This is a genomic window from Paraburkholderia sp. EG287B (assembly GCF_040965595.1).
In the GTDB taxonomy this organism is placed as follows: domain Bacteria; phylum Pseudomonadota; class Gammaproteobacteria; order Burkholderiales; family Burkholderiaceae; genus Paraburkholderia.
On sequence record NZ_JBFRCG010000002.1, the window covers coordinates 225,217 to 243,845 of the forward strand.

Genomic DNA, 18,629 nt, shown 5'->3' on the forward strand with positions numbered 1-18,629 from the left:
GAAACCGTTGGACATGGTCGATCCCCGATTCGACGCCAAAAATTGTATCAGCAAGCTCCGTCAGTTGCTTCCGACGGACGCGGGAAAATGCGTTGCCAAAGTTGTAAAAGCGTAACTATTTCAGCGATTAAACAGCCGCCTTCCAGGGCTTTTCCGCCCCGAAAAAATTCGGTAAGCATATAGAAATGATTCTTTAATAAATCTGAATTGAAAGCGCGCCTTTTGCATTGAAACAGGAGTAGTTCTCGTTAATATTCAAATCGACTGGACGCAAAAGCAATCAGCCACTCTGAACCCACGCCGGCTGCATGGGTTCCCGAAGGCCGCCAGCACGAACGAAAGTGGTTTGGCACAATGGCCGCACCTTGCGACTGCCTTGCGGCCTCGCGTCGGGCAACCGGCGCACGGCACGCGCGTCGCGCTCTCCACACCACGCCCCACGCTAGCCCATGACCCTCTTCTCCGTACTCGACCTCTCGCCCATCCCGGCAGGCTCCCATGCCGGCGCCGCGCTGCACAACACGCTCGATCTCGCCCGCCACGCCGAGCGCCTCGGCTACCACCGCTTCTGGCTGGCCGAACATCACAACATGACGGGCATCGCCAGCGCGGCGACTTCGGTGGTGATCGGTTACGTGGCGGGCGGCACGCAGACCATCCGCGTGGGCTCGGGCGGGATCATGCTGCCGAACCACGCGCCGCTCGTGATTGCCGAGCAGTTCGGCACGCTCGAAGCGCTCTACCCCGGCCGCATCGACCTCGGCCTCGGGCGCGCGCCCGGCACCGACCAGACCACGGCGCGCGCGCTGCGCCGCGACCTGCAGGGCAGCGCCGACAGCTTCCCCGACGACGTGGCCGAGCTGCAGCGCTATTTCGCCGCGCCCGTGGAAGGCCAGCGCGTGCGCGCCGTGCCCGGCGCGGGTTTGAACGTGCCGCTCTACATCCTCGGCTCGAGCCTCTACGGCGCACAGCTCGCGGCGGCCATGGGTCTGCCGTTCGCGTTCGCCTCGCACTTCGCGCCCGACCATCTGCTCACGGCACTGCGTCTGTACCGCTCGCAGTTCCGTCCGTCGGCGGTGCTCGCCAAACCCCATGCGATGGTCGGCGTGAACGTGTTCGGCGCGCCCACCAACGAAGAAGCGCGCTTTCTCTTCACCTCGCTGCAGCAGCAGTTCGTGAATCTGCGGCGCGGTACGCCGGGGCAGTTGCCGCCGCCGGTCGAGCAGATCGCGGCCAACGAGTTCGAACTCGCCGGCGTGTCGCACTCGCTCGCCTGCTCCGTGGTCGGCGACCAGGAGACCGTGCGCGCGGGCCTCGCCTCGGTGATCGAGCAGACCGGCGCGGACGAGCTCATCGTCACCGCGCAGATCTACGACCACGCGGCGCGCCTGCGTTCATTCGAGATGGCGGCGCAGGCGCGCGATGAATTGAAGGAAGCCGCCGCGGGACGGTAACCGCGCCCGCCCTCGAGCGCGCCCTCACTGCGCGGTGTTCAACGCGTCGAGACCCTTGAGCAGCGCGGCATGAAACGCCCGCGGATCCTGCATTTGCGGCGCGTGCCCGAGATCGGCGAACTCCACCAGCGTCGCGTGAGGAATGGCGCGCTGCGCGGCTTTGGCCAGCACCGGATAGTGCCCGAGCTGCGCGCGCACCTCGGGCGGCGCGAGATCCTTGCCGATGGCGGTCGTGTCCTTGTCGCCGATGAGCAAGAGCGTCGGCATCTGCAACTGGCCGAACTCGTTGATCACCGGCTGCGTGTAGATCATGTCGTAGAGCAGTGCCGAATCCCACGCCACCTGCGTCTTGCCCGGCCCGCGATACATGCCCGCCAGCATCTGCACCCACGGCTCGTAGGCCGGGCGCCACTGGCCCGCGTAATAGGTGGCCTGCTCGTAGCGGCGAATGCCGTCGGCGTTCGTCTTGAGCTCGCGCGCGTACCAGTCGTCCACCGAAATCGACGGCACGCCCTTCGCCTTCCAGTCTTCCAGCCCGATCGGGTTCACGAGCACGAGCTGCTCCGTTTCGCGCGGATACATGAGCGCGTAGCGCACCGCCAGCATGCCGCCCGTCGAATGGCCGACGATCGTCGCGTCATGCACGCCGAGCGCCGCGAGCAGCGCATGCGTGTTGCGCGCGAGCTGCTGGAAGCTGAACTGGTACGCAGCGGGCTTGCTCGACTTGCAAAAGCCAATCTGGTCCGGCGCGATCACGCGGTAGCCCGCGGCGTGCAACTCGCGGACGGTGGCGTCCCACGTCGCCGAGCAAAAGTTCTTGCCGTGCAGCAGGACCACTGTGCGCCCGTTCGGTTTCGCGGGCTGCACGTCCATGTACGCCATATGCAGCGTTTGGCCCTGCGAAACGAACGCAAAGTCATGCACGGGATGCGGATACTCGAAGCCCTGCAGCTCGGGACCATACGCGGGGCCGTCGGGCGTCTCGATCGCGGCTTGCGCTGACGACGCCGCCGAAGCCGCAGCCCCGCTCGCCTCGGAGTCGGCAGCGAGGGCGACGTGACAGAGCGCGGCCGCACTCAGCGCGGCAACGAAGGGAGCAAGGCGGGCAAGCGAGTGGTTCAGGATGGCTCTCATCGACGGGAGATCGGGCGAAAGGTCGGACAGAAAAAACAGGACGGTGAAATGGCGCCGGTACAGCCAGCGATTCTAGCGGTCCCGCCCCGCTCATGCCGGCTTTCTCGCCCGGCGAACCTTAGCGGCATGCCGTTTGCTGCTCGTCAGCGCCTCGCACGACTGCGGCGCGCATCTCCGGCCCCGGGCACTGGCAATTCGCGCTACGCTGCATTCGGTGCTAGAACAATCAATACAGGACGCACGAGACGTCCGCGACGCGAAATACGCACGCGTGTTGCACCGCGAAACGCGCCGCGTCAGGGACGCGACAAGTACGCGAAAGAAGGACCGCACCGGCCCGGGCACGACGAGGCGGGCCGCGGCGGCCGTACCGGGGGGCACAACAAGGAGACGACCATGGAAACTCCGGCAAGCCTCAACGATCTGCAACGCACCACCCTCGCCATCGTGCTCGCTGGCGGCCGCGGCACGCGCTTAGGGCCCCTCACCAACAAGCGCGTGAAGCCGGCCGTGTACTTCGGCGGCAAGTACCGCATCATCGATTTCGCCCTCTCGAACTGCCTGAATTCGGGCATCCGCCGCATTGCGGTCGTCACCCAGTACAAGGCGCACTCGCTCTTGCGCCATCTGCAGCGCGGCTGGGGCTTCCTGCGCGGCGAATTCAACGAGTTCCTCGACCTGTGGCCCGCGCAGCAGCGCGTGGAAGGCGCGCACTGGTATCGGGGCACCGCCGACGCCGTGTACCAGAACCTCGACATCATCCGCTCGATCAGTCCGAAGTACGTGGTGGTGCTGGCCGGCGACCACATCTACAAGATGGACTACACGCGCATGATCGCCGACCATGCCGCGAGCGGCGCCGACTGCACGGTGGGCTGCATCGAGGTCCCGCGCATGGAAGCGCGCGCGTTCGGCGTGATGGCCGTGGACGAGTCGCGCCGCGTGACCGGCTTCGTCGAAAAGCCCGACGATCCGCCCGCCATGCCCGGCCGCCCCGACATCGCGCTCGCGAGCATGGGCATCTACGTGTTCGACACGAACTATCTCGTCCATCTGCTCGAAGAGAACATTTCGCGCTCGGCCACCGACCACGACTTCGGCAAGGACATCATTCCGCGCGTGGTGAGCGACGGCCACGCCATCGCGCATCCGTTCAGCATGTCGTGCGTGTCGTCGGACCCGTCCGCCGAACCGTACTGGCGCGACGTGGGCACGGTCGACGCCTACTGGTCCGCCAACCTCGACCTCGCCTCGACCATCCCCGCGCTCGATCTCTACGACCGCAACTGGCCGATCTGGACCTACCAGGAGCAGTTGCCGCCCGCCAAGTTCGTGCGCGACCTCAACGGCCTGCAAGGCTCGGGCACCAACCTGATCGTGTGCGGCGGCAGCGTGATCTCGGGTTCGCAGATTTCGCGCTCGGTGCTCTCGTCGAATGTCGTCGTGCAGTCGTTCTGCAACATTGCCGAGGCAGTCTTGTCGCCACAGGTGACGGTGGGCACGAGTTGCCGGCTGCGCAAGGTCGTCGTGGACCGCGGCTGCACGATACCCAACGGCACCGTGATCGGCGAAGACGCCACGCGCGACGCCGAACGCTTTTATCGCACCGAGAGCGGCGTCGTACTCGTCACGAGCGAGGCGCTGGCGAAATTGCCTGGCTAGTCATGCGTCTGGCGAAGCCGGTCCGCCAGATCGGCTTCGCCTAAGGACGCGCCAAACCCTTAAGCAACCCGAGCACCGAGAGGACTGACTCCCGATGACCATTCGCGTCCTGCACGTAGCCAGCGAGTTGTATCCGCTCCTGAAGACCGGCGGCCTCGCCGACGTCACCGCCGCCCTGCCTGCCGCGCTGATCGAACAGGGCGCCGACGCCCGCCTGCTGCTGCCGGGCTTCGCGCCCGTGGCGGCGGGGCTCGAGGACCTGCGTACCGTCGCGCGCCTCGCGCGCACGTTCGGCGCGCCCGAGGCGACGCTGGAACTCGGGCGCCTGCCCGGCAGCGAGCTGGCCGTCTACATGATCCGCGCCGATGCGTTCTACGCGCGCCCCGGCAACCCCTATCTCGACGCTGAGCACGTGCCCTACGGCGACAACGCCCAGCGTTTCGCGCTGCTCGGCTGGACCGCCGCGCAACTCGCGCTGCACCTCGATGCCGACTGGGCGCCCGCCATCGTGCAGGCGCACGACTGGCACGCGGGGCTCGCGCCGGCCTATCTGCGCGCGGCGGCGCGCGAGCGCGGCACGAGCATGGCGCCCGGCGGCGCGCGCTCGATCTTCACGATTCACAACCTCGCGTACCAGGGCATCTTCCCCGCGCAGCAGTTCGAGACGCTCGGCCTGCCGCGCGACTTCTTCGACATGCATGGCGTGGAGTTCTACGGCCAGCTTTCATTTCTGAAAGCTGGCCTCTATTTCGCCGACAAGATCACGACGGTGAGCCCGACCTACGCGCGCGAGATTCAGACCGTCGCCCAGGGCGGCGGCCTCGAGGCGCTGCTGCGCGGACGCACGCACGATCTCGTCGGCATCCTCAATGGCGTGGACTACGCCGTCTGGAATCCGTCGAGCGACGCGGCCATCGCCACGCGCTATTCGGCCACGCGCCAGAGCGGCAAGATGCGCTGCAAGGCGGCGCTGCAGGCGCGCCTGAAGCTCGCGCAGAAGCACGACGCCCCGGTGTTCGGCGTGGTGAGCCGGCTCACCGAGCAAAAGGGCCTCGACCTGCTGCTCGCGGCGCTGCCCGAGATCGTCGCGCGCGGCGGGCAGCTCGTCGTGCTCGGCACCGGCGACCCCAGCCTCGAACAGGGCTACGCGCGCGCCGCGCACCAGCATCCCGAATCGGTGGCCGTGGAACTGGGCTTCGACGAGACGCTCGCCCACGAGATCGTCGCGGGCGCCGACGTGATGATGGTCCCCTCGCGCTTCGAGCCGTGCGGCCTCACACAGCTCTATGCGCTTGCTTATGGCGCCCTGCCGCTCGTGCACCGCGTGGGCGGACTCGCCGATACGGTGGTCGACGCCTCGCTGGAAAATCTCGCCGATAGTCTCGCCACCGGATTCGTGTTCGAGCGTTTCGAGCCCGACGCGCTCACGGCCGCGATCCGCCGCGCCTTCGCGCTCTATGGGCGCAGCCGCGACTGGCGCGACACGCGCACGCGTGCAATGCAGCAGGACTTCGGCTGGGCGGCGTCGGCGCAACGCTACATGGCGCTCTATCGCGAGCTGGCCGGTCAACACGTCGTGGCCTAGCGCCTGCCCAGGCGCAGCGCTGGCGCTCGCGGCAGGCGCACACGCAACACCCCGCCCACGCATCCATCGACTGGGCGCAGCGAATTCGGTTATCGTTGCTGCACCTGCGCAAAGGCGCGCTGCTCGAAGCGCCGCAAGCGATAACGAAATCTGGACCGGCCATGAAAAACGTTTTGAGCATCCAGTCGCACGTCGTGTTCGGTCACGCGGGCAACAGCGCCGCGGTGTTTCCCATGCGCCGCCTGGGCGTCAATGTCTGGCCGCTCAACACGGTGCAGTTCTCGAATCACACGCAATACGGCCACTGGACCGGCGCCGCCATCGGCTCGGACGAGGTCGTGGATCTCGTCGAAGGCATTGGCGCGATCGGCGTGCTGCCGCGCTGCGATGCGGTGCTGTCGGGCTACCTCGGCACCCCCGAGCAGGCCCAGGCCGTGATCGACGTGGTGCGCGCCGTGAAGGCCGCCAACCCGCAGGCGCGCTACTTTTGCGACCCGGTGATGGGCACGCTCAACGCCGAGAACGGCTGCCGCGTCGAACCCGGCATCCAGGAGTTCCTCGTGCGCAACATGCCCGAGGTCGCCGACGCGATGATCCCCAATCACATCGAGCTGCAACGGCTCGTGGGCCGCGAGATCGAGACCGCGGAAGAAGGCGTGCTCGCGTGCCGCGAACTGTTGCGCCGCGGCCCGAAGCTGGTCCTCGTGAAACATCTGCTCGACCGCAACAGCCCTGCCGACCGCTTCAACATGCTCGTCGTGACCGAGCATGAAGCGTGGCTCGGCCAGCGCCCGCTCTACCCGTTCGCGCGCCAGCCGGTGGGCGTGGGCGACGTGACGAGCGCGGTGTTCGTCGCGCGCCTGATGCTCGGCGACTCGCTGCGCCGCGCGTTCGAACACACGCTCGCGGCCGTGAACGCCGTGGTGAAGGCGACTTACGACGCAGGCCGTTACGAACTGGAAATCGTCGCGGCGCAAGACCAGATCGCGCGCCCGCGCGAATGGTTCGACGCCTGGGCGGTGGAAGCCGCCTAAACTGAAGCGGTGCGCGCGCGGCCTATAATGCCGTCCGCATGACTTGCGGCGGCCAGACACAGCGCACGGCCGCGGCGCCCACCGTCTTTAGAGAATGACCGATGTCCGATTCAATCCGTAGCGAACAGGAAGAGTATTTCGAGCAGCTTTGCCTCGCCGTCGACGCCGGCGAGACCCACGAGCAGGAAGCCATCGAATACTTCGAGGAACAAAGCCACGAAAGCGATTTCGATCCCGCCGTGTGGCTCGACATCGCGCTGTACCATGCGCCCGACGTCGCACGCGGCATCATCGACTTCGTCGACGAGAGCGACCGCCAACGCAGCGACATCGCCCAGACCATTGCCGACACGCTCGACATCTCGTACGGCGACGACGAATGCGAACGCTTCGAAGCGACGATTCGCTTTGCGCTCGCCAACGGCATTCCCGTCGATCTCGACGTGGTGCTCGACGGCTGCAACCGCGCGCTCGACGACCTCGAAGGATGGGCGAGCGCCGACACCATGGCGCCGCTCGTGCACCTGCGCGACGCGCTCTTCGAACTGCAAAGGGGCGAGTAGCCCACCCGCGCGACACGGCGTGAGCGATTGACCCGGCGGCCTGCTATATTGCTCGCCATCCGCCGCCTCACGAAGGCGCGCGCCCAGCCGGCGCACATGGGGACCCGGCTGAGCCACCCCACCCACGCGCGCAGCCGTCGCACAGCCCGTCCCGGCAAGCCGCAGTCGCAAACCGCAAGACGCAAGACCGGAAAACGAGACGCCCAGCCTCCGCGCCACGCCGGCGCGCGGCGCGGCGTACCCGGACAAAACGCACACAAGAACACCGCGCCGCTGTCGCGCAAGGAGTCACCATGAGTCTCGCTGCCGCGCCTGGAACCGCTAGCGCCTGCGCATTCGCCCAGCCGTACCGTGCGTGCCGCAAGCTTGCGGCCGGGCTCCTGATCGGCGCGCTGGCCACCGTCGGGACGCTCGGCGCGAGCCGCAGCGCCCTGGCCGCCGGCCCGCTCGACGTGCGCATCGGCTTTGTCTCGCCGCTCTCGGGCGACTACGCCAATTACGGCCGCGATCTGCAAAACGGCGTGCAGCTCGCCCTCGACGATGCGAACGCGCAAAACCTCAAGATCGGCGAGCAGACGGCGCACTTCGAACTCGTCCCCATCGACGACCGCAGCGACCCGCGCCTCGGCGTGCAGGCCGCCGCGACGCTGGCGAATCAGGGGGTGAACGCCGTGGTCGGCCACTTCAATTCGGGCTCGGCCATTCCCGCCTCTCGCATCTACGAGAGCGCCGGCATTCCGATGATCAGCCCCGCGGCCACCAATCCCGTCATCACGTCGCAAGGCTTCGCCAACACCTTCATGGTGATTGCAAACGACGCGCAGAACGCAGGCATCGCCGGCGCGTGGGCCGTGGACGTGATGAAGGCCAAACGCGTGGCCATCATCGACGACCGCACCGCCTTCGGCCAGGGCGAAGCCGACGTGTTCGAGCGCGCGGTGCGCGAGCATGGCGGCAACGTGGTGGCGCGCGAGTTCGCGGAAAGCATCGCGAGCGACTTCGGCCCGCAGCTCGCGAAAATCAAGGCCGCCGATGCCGATCTGCTCTACTTCGGCGGCCTCGCGCACCAGGGCGCGGCGCTCGCGAAGCAGATGAAGGCGCGCAGCATGAACGCGCAGTTCGTGGGCGGCGGCGGCGTGGCGAACGCCGACTTCACCCAGGCCGCGGGCGCAGCCGCCGAAGGCGCGATGGCCTGGGAGTATGGCCGCCCGCTCGCGCAGCTGCCGGAGGGCCCGCGTTTCGAGCAGGCTTTCAAAGCCCGCTTCGGCGCCAACGTGCTCGCCTACGCGCCGTTCGGCTACGACGCGGCGTGGGCCGCGATCCACGCGATGGTCAATGCGAAATCGGCGCAGCCCGAGGTTTACCGCAGCGCGCTCAAGGCGCTCGCCTTCGACGGCGTGACGGGCCGCATCGCCTTCGAGCCGGACGGCTCGCTCAAGAACGGCGCCTCCACGCTCTGGCAGGTGAAGAAAGGCGTGTGGGTGCCGGTGACGACGCGCGGCGGCTGAGCCCCGCTCACGGTTGCTGCGGCGCACTCGCCGCCCGCACGACGATCTGCGCGTGTGTGTCGCGCTCGATGCGCACGAGCGCGTCGCGCATCTGCGCGAATTCGTCGGCCGTGCACATCTGGTGGCCAAAACGCGCCGCCAGCCGCCGCTCGATCTGCAGCGTGCGCGAGCGCGCGTCGAACACGTAGTGCGACGTGTAGTCGAGAAACGTGTCGCTCACCTGCGTGTCTTGCGGCACGTCGGTCACGCGCGCGAACGCGGGCAGCACGATCTGCGCGCTCTCGGTAAATTCCCCGCCGATGCACGCCCAGGGCTGCGTGCGGCGCGGCTGCGCGAGCCAGCTGTCGATCTGCGTGGCAATGCCGCCCGTGAAGCTGCTCGTCGCGGGTATCGCGGTCGTGCCGTCGCGCCAGACCACGTGATCGAGCGTGCCTTCCATCGTCACCGAGAACGGTCCGTCGGTCGCATCCGTCGCGCTCGTGCTCACGTGCGCGGTGCCGGCGAGTCCGCTGAGCCGCAGGCGCTGCGCCGCGAGTTGCTGCGCTCCCGTGTGCGTCGCGCGGCGAAACGAGTTGCGCTCGGGCTCCGCGCCCGCGCCTTCGTCTTCCACGTAGTAGCTGTAGGCAGCGTCGCCGCTCGCGCCCACCTCGAGCGACAGGCGCGCCGTGCGCTCGCGCCGCTCGGTCGCGGGCGTGCGCGAGAGCACGCCGTCGTCGACGAGCAGCACGGGCCGGTCCATCACGCCCGGCGGCAGGTAGCCGAACGCGTAGCCGCCCGAGGAAGTGTCCGCATACACGCTGAGGTCGGGCAGCCACGCGATCGCATGGTTGATCGCATGCGCGCCATAGCCCGGCGCATCGGGCAGCGTATAGACGGGGCCGAGATTGAGCAGCACGGGCTCGGCGCGTATGCCGACGGCCGCGAGCAGCGCGCTGAAGAGCGCCACGTGGTCCTTGCAGTCGCCGTAGCGGTTGCGCAGGATGTCGGTCGCGCGATGCGGCACGGCCGCGGTCTCGCCAAGAAACAGCGCGACGTAGCGGATATTGAAGCGCATCCAGTCGTAAATGCGGCGCGCCTTGTCGCGCGGGTCGCTCACGCCCGCCGTGAGCGCCTGCGCGAGCGCTGCGATGGCCGGATCGGTCGAGGTGGGATCGGCGGCGGCATCGCGATAGCGCGCGGCGAACGCGGCAAAGTCGGGCACCGCCGACACCATCAGCCGGTCGCCCCAGTTCACGTACGCCACCGCCCCCGCTTCGAGCGGCGCATAGGGGCCGTGCCGGTAGTCGAACGCGTAGCGGGTACGGCCGTTCGCCGTCTCGGGGGCGAGCGCCGTGTAGCCGCGCGCGTCGGCGTGGAGCGGCACGTCGGCGGGCAAATCGAAGATGAGGCGCTGAAACTCCACCGGTTCGCCGGTCGGCTCGACGAAGTACGAGAACGTGCCCGCGTCGAGCGCCTTCGCGCGGCGTTTGGCGAAATGCAGATGCACGCGCGACCCGACCTGGACGCCCGGAAAGATCACCGTGCGCAGCACGCCGTCCTCGAACGTGGGCGCGCCCGCCGAGCGCGGCTCCTGCACGTCGCGGATGCCGCTCGCGCCGACCGCGTGTGCGCTGCCGTCCGGATCGATGGTCTCGGCCGAGAGCTGGGTAATCGTTTCGATATCCTTATTGAACCAGACGTAACGCTGGGCGATCTCGTCCACGCCGGCGGTGGTGTTGGCGCGCAGCACGGTGTCGTCGTCCTCGACGACCGAGCCGTCCTGCTGCACGACGAACAGATGCACGTCGCGTTCGAGCGTGTATGGCGGGACGTCGGTTTGCGCAGCGCGATCGGCGGTCTCGACGCGCGCCGCGCTGTCGGGACTTCGGTCGCTCGCCTGGGCACGGGCATGGCCGCTCGCGATCGTCAGAATCAACGCGAGGCTCAACGCAAAGCACGACGCGACGCACCGGGCGCCGCGCCTGATCTCCTCGCCTCGCGTCATGAGCGTCTCAGGCGCGCGCCGCTGCTTGCGCGGCGTTCGGCCAAGACGTCCGCGCGAGGTGACGCTCGCGCTGCGCAGCACGCCATGCGCGGGGACTCGCGCCGAACTCCGTGCGAAACGCCGCGTTGAAGTTCGACAGATCATTGAAGCCGCTTGCGAGCGCAACATCGACGATCTTCGTTTCGTCGTCGTCGGCGAGACGCAGTGCGGCGGCGCGCAATCGCGCGCGCAGCAGATATTGATGCGGGGTCACGCCGGCCACCGCCGCGAAGGTGCGCAGAAAATAGAACTCACTCACGCCCGCCGCGCTCGCGAGGCTGGCGAGCGTATGCGCATCGTCGGGCGTTTCGTCGATCAGGCGCAGCGTCGCCACCACGCGTGCCGCCGCGGCGGCGCCCGGCGTGGCAGAGGTGGCCGCGTCCTTGCCGCTCGCGACCACCCGCAAGGTCGTGAGCGCCAGTTTCAGCGCGATTTCATCCCAGGCGGCGGCGCCCAGTCGGGGCGCCTGACGCCGCTCTTGCGCGAGCGCGTCGGCGCAAGCGTGCGCCACGAGCGGCGCGAGCGCGCGCACCGGCGGCACCCGCGCGGCCCGCCAGCGGCGCGCCCCGGGTGCGAGGCCCGCGGCCGCGGCCTGCTCGTCGAGCCAGGCGGGGTCGTAATGGAACGAGAGGCAGCGGTCGCCCGCCGCGTGACGGTGGCCGCATTCGAAGCAGGCGCCGGTTTCCCCGAGCATGAGCGCGCCGGGCGTCATCAGCGCGCGCGCGTTGCCGCTGCGGTAGCCGAACACGCCGGCCGCCACGACGGCGAGGCACGCGCTCGTGTGGCGCTCCTCGTAGGGCCGGTCGCCGGGCCCGAGCGTGCAGACGACGTCGTCGACCGACCAGCCGGCGCCCGCCGCGAGCGGGCGCGCCGTGGGCGCACGGCCGCTAGCGGCGCGGCCTTCGCGCTCGCGCCGGGCGAGCGCGCGTTGCAATGAAACGGCGAGACCTTGCACGGCAACCTCGCGGGAAGTTGGCAACGTTCGTTGGCTACGTCTGCCGTTGTAACACATCGCCGCGAGCGCCGCCGGAGCCGCCCCGGCCGCTATCCCCGCCGTTCTTCGATGGCGCGCAGCAGCGACAGCGCAATGCCCTCGGCGGCAAGGCGCACCTCGTCGAGCGCCGGAAACGACGGCGCAATCCGCAGATGGCTGTCGTGCGGATCGACGCCATACGGGAACGCCGCGCCCGCGGGCGTGAGGACGAGTCCCGCCGCCGCCGCGAGTTCGACCGTGCGGCGCGCGCAACCCTCGGGCGCATAAAGGCTGATGAAATAGCCGCCGCGCGGCACGTTCCAGCTCACGCCGGGCACGCCGGCGAGGCGCGCGCGGAACACCTTGTCGACCGCATCGAACTTCGGCTTGAGCAGCGCGCGATGGCGCGCCATCAACGCGGTGAGCGTCGCGCGGTCGCGCAAAAAGCGCACGTGGCGCAACTGGTTGAGCTTGTCCGGCCCGATCGTGCGCACGGCTGAGTGCTTCTGCCACCAGGCCACGTTGCGCGGCGCGGCGGCGAGCCACGCGAACGCGCCGCCGCCGAACGTCACCTTCGAGAGCGACGCGAACATCAAGGCGCGCTCTGCGTGGCCCGCCGCCGCGCAGGCCTCGAATACGTCGAGCGTCGTGTGCGCTTCGTCGCTGAGGTGGTGGAAGCGGTAGGCGTCGTCCCAGAAGAGCCGGAAGTCGGGCGCGGCGGGCATCGCGGCCAGACGCCGGATCACCTCGTCGGACCAGATCGCGCCCGTCGGGTTGCTGTAGAGCGGCACGCACCACATGCCCTTGATCGATGGATCGTCGCGCACGAGCGCTTCCACGCGGTCCATGTCGGGGCCGTCTTCGCGCATCGGCACGGCGATCATGCGCACGCCCAGTGCCTCGCAGATCGCGAAGTGGCGGTCGTAGCCCGGCACCGGGCACAGGAACGCGATCTCGCCCTGCGCCCGCCACGGCGCGCCACTCTCCGCGCCCTCGCCCGCCGGCACGCCGTGCAGCAGCGCGAAGGTCAGCGCGTCATGCATCAGTTCGAGGCTCGAATTGCCCGCCGCGATCACCTGGGCGGCCGGCACGCCGAGCAGCCCGGCGCCCAGCTCGCGCGCCTCGGGCAGGCCGCTCGCCAGGCCGTAGTTGCGGCAGTCGAAGCCGTCGCGCGCGAGATAGCCGGCCTGCGCGGCTTCGTCGATGAGCGCCTGCGAGAGATCGAGCTGTTCGGGCGAAGGCTTGCCGCGCGACATGTCGAGCCGCATCTGCAGTTGCTGGAATCGTTCGTAGGTCAAATCGACGGGCGGCGACATCAACATGGGCTTCTCCGAAAAGCGAAAGACGATGCGAAGAACAACGCGAAGGGTCGGTACGGCCCCAGTATCGGCGCGTCCCCGCGTTCAGACAAACGCGTTATATTGAAGCCTTCGATCAATTTTTCTTATACCAATGAAGACCCTCGACCTCGACGTGCTCGCCATGGTGGTGGCCGTCGCCGACGCCGGCAGCTTCGTGCGCGGCGCCGCGCTCGTGCACCGCTCGCAGGCCGCGCTCAGCATGCAGATCCGCGCGCTCGAGGAATCCATCGGCAAGCCGCTGTTCATCCGCGCGCCGCGCAGCGTCACGCCCACGCCCGACGGCCAGACGCTGATCGCCTACGCGCGGCGCATGCTCGCGTTGCGCGACGAAGCGTGGGCCTCGCTCGCGCACCCGGAGGTGACGGGGCGCGTGTCGATCGGCGTGCCCGACGACTACGCGTCCTCGCTCATGCCGCCGGTGCTGCGCAAGTTCTCGGCGAACTGGCCAAAGGTGGAGATCCAGGTGATCGGGCTGCCGAGCAGCGCGCTCCTGCCGCTCCTGAAGGACAACAAGATCGACCTCGCCTGCATCACGCGCACGCGCGGGTTGGCGGGCGAGTTCATCCGCTTCGAGCCGATGGTGTGGGCCGCGCCCCCCGCGGCGGTGAGCGCGGCGAGCGGGCGCGAGATCTGGCGCGAGCGTCCGTTGCCGGTCGCCCTCTTCGGCGGCGGCAGCGTCGCGCATACGAATGCGATCCAGGCGCTGGAGCGCGCGAAGATCGCCTATCGCACATCGTATGAAAGCCCGAGTCTGATGGGCCTGTGCAGCATGGTGGCCGCGGGGCTCGCCATCGCGCCGCTCGCGCGCTGCGCGGTGCCCGAGACGTTCGTCACGCTCGGCCGCCAGCATGGCCTGCCGGCACTCCCCGAGCTCGAAGTGGTGCTCGCGCGCAGTGCGCGCTCGAACCGACCGCCGTGCGACTTTCTCGCCGACCAGATCCTCGCGGAGCTGCGCGTCCAGGAGCGATGATCTTCCGACGATGATTCGGGCAACGAATCAGTCAGTCGTCACCCAGCCGCGACAGCAGCGCGTAGAGGCGCGAGACGTGCCGCAGCAGCATTTCGCGATGCTTCTCGATCTGCTCGAGGCGGCCTTCGAGATCGGCGCGCACGCGTTCGTCGGGGTCGGCGTAGTTGATCACGTCTTCGATACGCGAGCGCAGCACCGCCGGCTCGACCGGCGGCACGCTCAGGTAGCGCTCGAGCTTGCGCACGTCCTGCGCGGCGAGATCGCGGATCTTGCGCGTGCCCGCGAGACGCCGGTGCGCCTCGGGCGTCGCCGTCGCTTCCTCGCGCTTTGCGCCCTGGCCGAAGATCGGCTCGACGCGCAGCACGGGCGCCTTGCGCACCGGATGCGCGGTGCCGCGAAAGCGCGCGCGCGGAGTCTCGCTCGCGATCGCCTCGCGCGTTTCGTCGGGCACGTCGGCGCTATCGTGCTTCACGTCCATCCAGCCTTCGGGCAGGCCCGTGACGGCTTCCACGCCGCGCACGAACTCCGCGCTGAAGTCGCGCTGGCCCGACACGATCAGCTTCATGTAGCTCGCGGAAAACGTCATCATGCGCGCGAGCCGGGTGGCGGACCCGACCTCGCGCGTGAGCAGCGCCAGATTGGCCCGCCACATCGGCATGAGCGTGGCGTTGGCATCGTCCATTGCGGAACTCCTCCTTCGTTCGCGTCATCTCCCAATGATAAGGGCTGCGGCGCACCACGCGCGCTTTCGCGGGCCGTCTGGCCCCATACGCGCGCCGCAGCCGGCAGTTCGGTCAGCCATCTGTAAAGCGAGCAAGACGTATGCCGATGACGGTCGGCCACGCACAGGGAAAAGACTGAGGAAATCGCGGCGAGCGGCGCGGATGGCCTTGGACCGCCCGACCTCAACCGCCTTTAGAAATGCCCCGTGAAGCGGTAACGGCTGCCCGGATGCCAGAGATTGGCGACCGAAGCGACGAGCCCGCGCGAGCGGGTGCGCCGATGCAGCACGAGGCACGGCTCGGCCTCGCCCATGGCGAGGTGGACGCGCGTCTGCGCCTCGGGGGCGAGCGCCTCGATGCGGTACTCCACGCCCTGCAGCGGCGCGACATGCACGAGGTACTGGTTCGGCGTGATGTGCGTGAAGTCCTGCGCCGCGTAATCGGGCGCGACGGCGGGATTGACCCAGCGCTCTTCGAGCTGCACGGGCTCGTCGTTTTCGAAGTGGAGCACGCGCGAGTTGAACACCTGATCGTTCGCGGCGAGTCCCATTTCGACGGCGAGCGCCTCGTCGGCGCGATGCACGCCGATCTCGAGCACCTCGGCGCGGTAGCGGTGCCCGCGCGCGAGGATTTCGTCGGAGATGCTGCGAATGGCGACGAGCGTCGATTCGTACTTGGGCCGCGCGACGAAGGTGCCCGCGCCCTGCACGCGCGTGAGCACCTGTTCCGCGGTGAGTTCGCGCAATGCCCGGTTCACGGTCATGCGCGCGACCTTGAACTCGCGCGCCAGTTCGTTCTCCGAAGGCACCTGGTCGCCCTCGCTCCACTCACCGGCGTGAATGCGCGCGAGGATGAAGTCCTTGATGCCCTGGTATGCGGGAGCGTTCATCGCGTTGGCCCGTGCTTTGGCTTGGCGCCTGTTTGCGCGTGGTTGCGTGTTATTGCGCCTCGGATTCGAACGCGAACGGGCTGTGCGAAGCGATCGCACCGTTCTGCACGAGACGCGTGATCGCTTCGATATCCGGCGCGAAGTAGCGATCGAGGTCGTAATGCGGCACCTCGGCGCGCACCGACTGCATCACGTGCGCGAGCGCCGGGCTCGTGTGGTGCGGCGCGCGCAGGTCCACGCCCTGGGCAGCGGCGAGCAGTTCGATCGCGAGGATGTTGGCCGTGTTGTCGGCGATGTCGGCGAGCTTGCGCGCGGCGAACGTCGCCATCGACACGTGGTCTTCCTGGTTGGCCGAGGTCGGCAGCGAATCGACCGAGGCCGGATGCGCGAGCGTCTTGTTTTCCGACGCCAGTGCAGCCGCTGTGACGTGCGCGATCATGAAGCCCGAGTTCACGCCGCCGTCCTTGACGAGGAAAGGCGGCAGGCCCGAAAGCGTCGCGTCGATCAGCAGCGCGATGCGGCGCTCGGCCAGTGCGCCGATTTCGGCCGCGGCCAGCGCGAGGTTGTCGGCGGCGAAGGCCACCGGTTCCGCGTGGAAGTTGCCGCCCGAGAGCACTTCGTTCGTTTCCGGGAAGATCAGCGGATTGTCCGACACCGCGTTCGCCTCGATGAGCAGCACCTGCGCCGCGTGGCGCATCTGGTCCAGACACGCGCCCATCACCTGCGGCTGGCAGCGCAGCGAGTACGGGTCCTGAACCTTGCCGCAGTCGCGGTGCGAGAGGTTGATCGCCGAACCTTCGAGCAGCGTGCGATAGGCCGCGGCCGCCTCGATCTGGCCGCGATGGCCGCGCAGTTCGTGAATGCGCGCGTCGAACGGCTTCACCGAACCTGCCGCCGCGTCCACGCAGAGCGCGCCCGAGACGAGTGCCGTGCGGTACAGGTCCTCAATCGCGAACATGTTGTAGAGCGCGAGCGCGGCGGAAGCCTGCGTGCCGTTGAGCAGCGCGAGACCTTCCTTCGCCTGCAGCGCGAGCGGCTTGAGGCCCGCAGCCGCGAGACCCGCTTCGGCGCTGGCGCGCTCGCCGCGGATGAACACCTCGCCGATGCCGAGCAGCACCGCCGACATATGCGCGAGCGGCGCGAGGTCGCCCGAGGCGCCCACCGAGCCCTTCACGGGAATGAGCGGCAGCACGTCGGCGTTGAACAGCGCGATGAGCGCGTCCATCACTTCGCGGCGGATGCCCGAATAGCCGCGGCCGAGGCTCGACAGCTTCAGCGCCATGAGCAGACGCACGACCGGACGCGACATCGGCTCGCCCACGCCCACGGCGTGCGAGAGCACCAGATTGCGCTGCAGCAGTTCGAGCTGGTCGCTCGGGATATGCGTGCTCGCCAGACGCCCGAAGCCCGTATTGATGCCGTAGGCGGGCTCGCCCTTCGCCGTGATCTCGGCAACGGCGCGTGCGCCCGCGTCGATGGCGGCGAAGCTGGCCGGATCGAGCTCGAGCCGCACCGCCTCGCGCGCGATCTGGCGCAGTTGGGGCAGGGTCAGATGGCCGGGCGTGAGGCGAAGGGTCGGGAGCATGGTCGAATCCTGTCTATACAAGTCGCGAAAGTGGCCGAAGTCTAGCCTGGCGCGCCTGTCTATACAACTCCCCTTTGCGGCCCGTGTAGCCTGGGACTATCCACGAGAGCGCCGCCAGTGCCCGTCACCCGTCGAGTTGCAGCCTGCCCCCAATAAACGCGAGAAAACACTGCACGCGCGCCGCGAGCGCCGCGCTGCGGTAGTAGACGGCGTGGATCGGCTGGCGCGATTCGATCAGCGCGTCGTCGAGCACGGTGACGAGGCGGCCCGCGTCGCGGTCGGCCGTGGTGAGGAAGTCGGACAGGCACGCAACGCCGCTGCCGGCGAGCGCGAGCTGGCGTATCGTCTCGCCGCTCGACGCCGAAAGCGCGGGCGCGATCGTGTAGCCGGGCTCGATCTCCTGGGTCTTCGTGGTCGCGCGCGTTTGGTCGCCGCCCGCCACGCGCAGCGGCCAGCCGTTCAGATGCGCGGGCGCCGTAAAGCCGATCAGCCGATGGTCGCGCAACGCGGCCACGCTGCGCGGCGTGCCGTGCGCCGCGAGATAGCCCGGGCTCGCGACAATGCGCAAACGGCTCGTGCCGAGCGAGCGCGCGTGCAGCGTGGAGTCCTGCAGCGTGCCGATGCGAATGGCGATATCGACGCGCTGCTCCAGCAAATCGACGATGCGTTCGTTGTTCGTGAGTTCGAGTTCGATCTCGGGATACGCGTCGGCGAATGCCGCGACGTGCGGCACGATGCAATGAAGCATGAACGGCGTGGCCGCATCCACCCGCAGCCGCCCGGAGGGACGCTCGCGGTGGCGCGTGACGGCCTCCTCGGCGTCGGCCAGCGCCGCGAGAATCGTGCGGGCGCGATCGAGGAACAGCTCGCCCTCTTCGGTGAGTTGCAGGCGCCGCGTGGTGCGCAGGATCAGCGCGACACCGAGCTGCTTTTCGAGCCGCGTCAGCGCGCGGCTCACGCCCGAGACGGTCTGCTCGAGCTTTTCGGCCGCGGCGGTAATCGACCCCGCATCGATCACGGTGACGAATACGAGCAGTTCGTCGGTCGATGTCTTCATCGTGGCTATTTTTGATCCGCAGTCAATATTCATTTGAGACTAACATGGTTTTTGCAAAACCCGGATGCCCCGATACTGGCTGCCATCGCAATCAAGACAGGATCAGGAG

15 protein-coding genes are annotated in these 18,629 nt (G+C 68.5%); 7 read left to right on the plus strand and 8 right to left on the minus strand.

What is annotated here, in order from left to right; translation table 11 throughout:
- Positions 1 to 449: 449 nt before the first annotated feature.
- Positions 450 to 1,454, plus strand: coding sequence for an LLM class flavin-dependent oxidoreductase (locus AB4Y40_RS03760; RefSeq protein ID WP_368686494.1), 1,005 nt, complete (start codon positions 450 to 452; stop codon positions 1,452 to 1,454).
- Between the two features lie 24 nt (positions 1,455 to 1,478).
- On the opposite strand, the gene AB4Y40_RS03765 is transcribed toward AB4Y40_RS03760, so the two are convergent.
- On the minus strand, positions 1,479 to 2,588 hold the full coding sequence (locus AB4Y40_RS03765; protein WP_368686495.1) for an alpha/beta fold hydrolase: 1,110 nt from the start codon (positions 2,586 to 2,588) through the stop codon (positions 1,479 to 1,481).
- 396 nt (positions 2,589 to 2,984) lie between these two features.
- On the opposite strand from AB4Y40_RS03765, the gene glgC reads away from it, so the two are divergent.
- The 5 genes from glgC to AB4Y40_RS03790 all read left to right on the plus strand — a co-directional run bounded on the left by glgC (position 2,985) and on the right by AB4Y40_RS03790 (position 8,940).
- Entirely contained in the window at positions 2,985 to 4,250 is a 1,266-nt protein-coding gene (glgC, locus tag AB4Y40_RS03770; RefSeq protein WP_368686496.1) for a glucose-1-phosphate adenylyltransferase, read from the plus strand.
- A 94-nt stretch (positions 4,251 to 4,344) separates the two neighbouring features.
- Positions 4,345 to 5,835: a glycogen synthase GlgA gene (gene glgA, locus AB4Y40_RS03775; protein WP_368686497.1), complete on the plus strand. Its 1,491-nt coding sequence runs from the start codon at positions 4,345 to 4,347 to the stop codon at positions 5,833 to 5,835.
- A gap of 161 nt (positions 5,836 to 5,996) precedes the next feature.
- Positions 5,997 to 6,869 (plus strand): pyridoxal kinase PdxY, encoded by an 873-nt coding sequence (pdxY, locus tag AB4Y40_RS03780; protein ID WP_368686498.1) that lies wholly within the window; start codon positions 5,997 to 5,999, stop codon positions 6,867 to 6,869.
- Positions 6,870 to 6,970: 101 nt separating this feature from the next.
- Positions 6,971 to 7,432: a hypothetical protein gene (locus AB4Y40_RS03785; RefSeq protein WP_368686499.1), complete on the plus strand. Its 462-nt coding sequence runs from the start codon at positions 6,971 to 6,973 to the stop codon at positions 7,430 to 7,432.
- Between the two features lie 293 nt (positions 7,433 to 7,725).
- The gene (locus tag AB4Y40_RS03790; protein WP_368686500.1) at positions 7,726 to 8,940 is read left to right on the plus strand and encodes a branched-chain amino acid ABC transporter substrate-binding protein; all 1,215 of its coding nucleotides are present in this window, start codon (positions 7,726 to 7,728) and stop codon (positions 8,938 to 8,940) included.
- 7 nt (positions 8,941 to 8,947) lie between these two features.
- On the opposite strand, the gene AB4Y40_RS03795 is transcribed toward AB4Y40_RS03790, so the two are convergent.
- The 3 genes from AB4Y40_RS03795 to AB4Y40_RS03805 form a co-directional block, all read right to left on the minus strand.
- On the minus strand, positions 8,948 to 10,924 hold the full coding sequence (locus AB4Y40_RS03795) for a DUF3857 domain-containing transglutaminase family protein (protein WP_368686501.1): 1,977 nt from the start codon (positions 10,922 to 10,924) through the stop codon (positions 8,948 to 8,950).
- 7 nt (positions 10,925 to 10,931) lie between these two features.
- Positions 10,932 to 11,918 carry a helix-turn-helix domain-containing protein gene (locus tag AB4Y40_RS03800; RefSeq protein ID WP_368686502.1) on the minus strand — a complete coding sequence of 329 codons (987 nt, stop codon included), beginning with the start codon at positions 11,916 to 11,918 and terminating at the stop codon, positions 10,932 to 10,934.
- An 89-nt stretch (positions 11,919 to 12,007) separates the two neighbouring features.
- Positions 12,008 to 13,252 (minus strand): aminotransferase class I/II-fold pyridoxal phosphate-dependent enzyme, encoded by a 1,245-nt coding sequence (locus AB4Y40_RS03805; RefSeq protein ID WP_368686715.1) that lies wholly within the window; start codon positions 13,250 to 13,252, stop codon positions 12,008 to 12,010.
- 136 nt (positions 13,253 to 13,388) lie between these two features.
- Between AB4Y40_RS03805 and AB4Y40_RS03810 the strand changes: the two genes are divergently transcribed.
- A complete protein-coding gene (locus AB4Y40_RS03810) occupies positions 13,389 to 14,267 on the plus strand; it encodes a LysR substrate-binding domain-containing protein (RefSeq protein ID WP_069269346.1) in 879 nt (292 codons plus the stop codon).
- 31 nt (positions 14,268 to 14,298) lie between these two features.
- On the opposite strand, the gene AB4Y40_RS03815 is transcribed toward AB4Y40_RS03810, so the two are convergent.
- From AB4Y40_RS03815 to AB4Y40_RS03830, 4 genes are all read right to left on the minus strand, one after another.
- The gene (locus AB4Y40_RS03815) at positions 14,299 to 14,949 is read right to left on the minus strand and encodes a hypothetical protein (RefSeq protein WP_321926769.1); all 651 of its coding nucleotides are present in this window, start codon (positions 14,947 to 14,949) and stop codon (positions 14,299 to 14,301) included.
- 233 nt (positions 14,950 to 15,182) lie between these two features.
- Positions 15,183 to 15,878, minus strand: coding sequence for a histidine utilization repressor (hutC, locus tag AB4Y40_RS03820; RefSeq protein WP_368686503.1), 696 nt, complete (start codon positions 15,876 to 15,878; stop codon positions 15,183 to 15,185).
- Positions 15,879 to 15,927: 49 nt separating this feature from the next.
- Positions 15,928 to 17,463 (minus strand): histidine ammonia-lyase, encoded by a 1,536-nt coding sequence (hutH, locus tag AB4Y40_RS03825; RefSeq protein ID WP_368686504.1) that lies wholly within the window; start codon positions 17,461 to 17,463, stop codon positions 15,928 to 15,930.
- Between the two features lie 124 nt (positions 17,464 to 17,587).
- Entirely contained in the window at positions 17,588 to 18,520 is a 933-nt protein-coding gene (locus tag AB4Y40_RS03830) for a LysR substrate-binding domain-containing protein (protein ID WP_368686505.1), read from the minus strand.
- Positions 18,521 to 18,629: the final 109 nt, after the last annotated feature.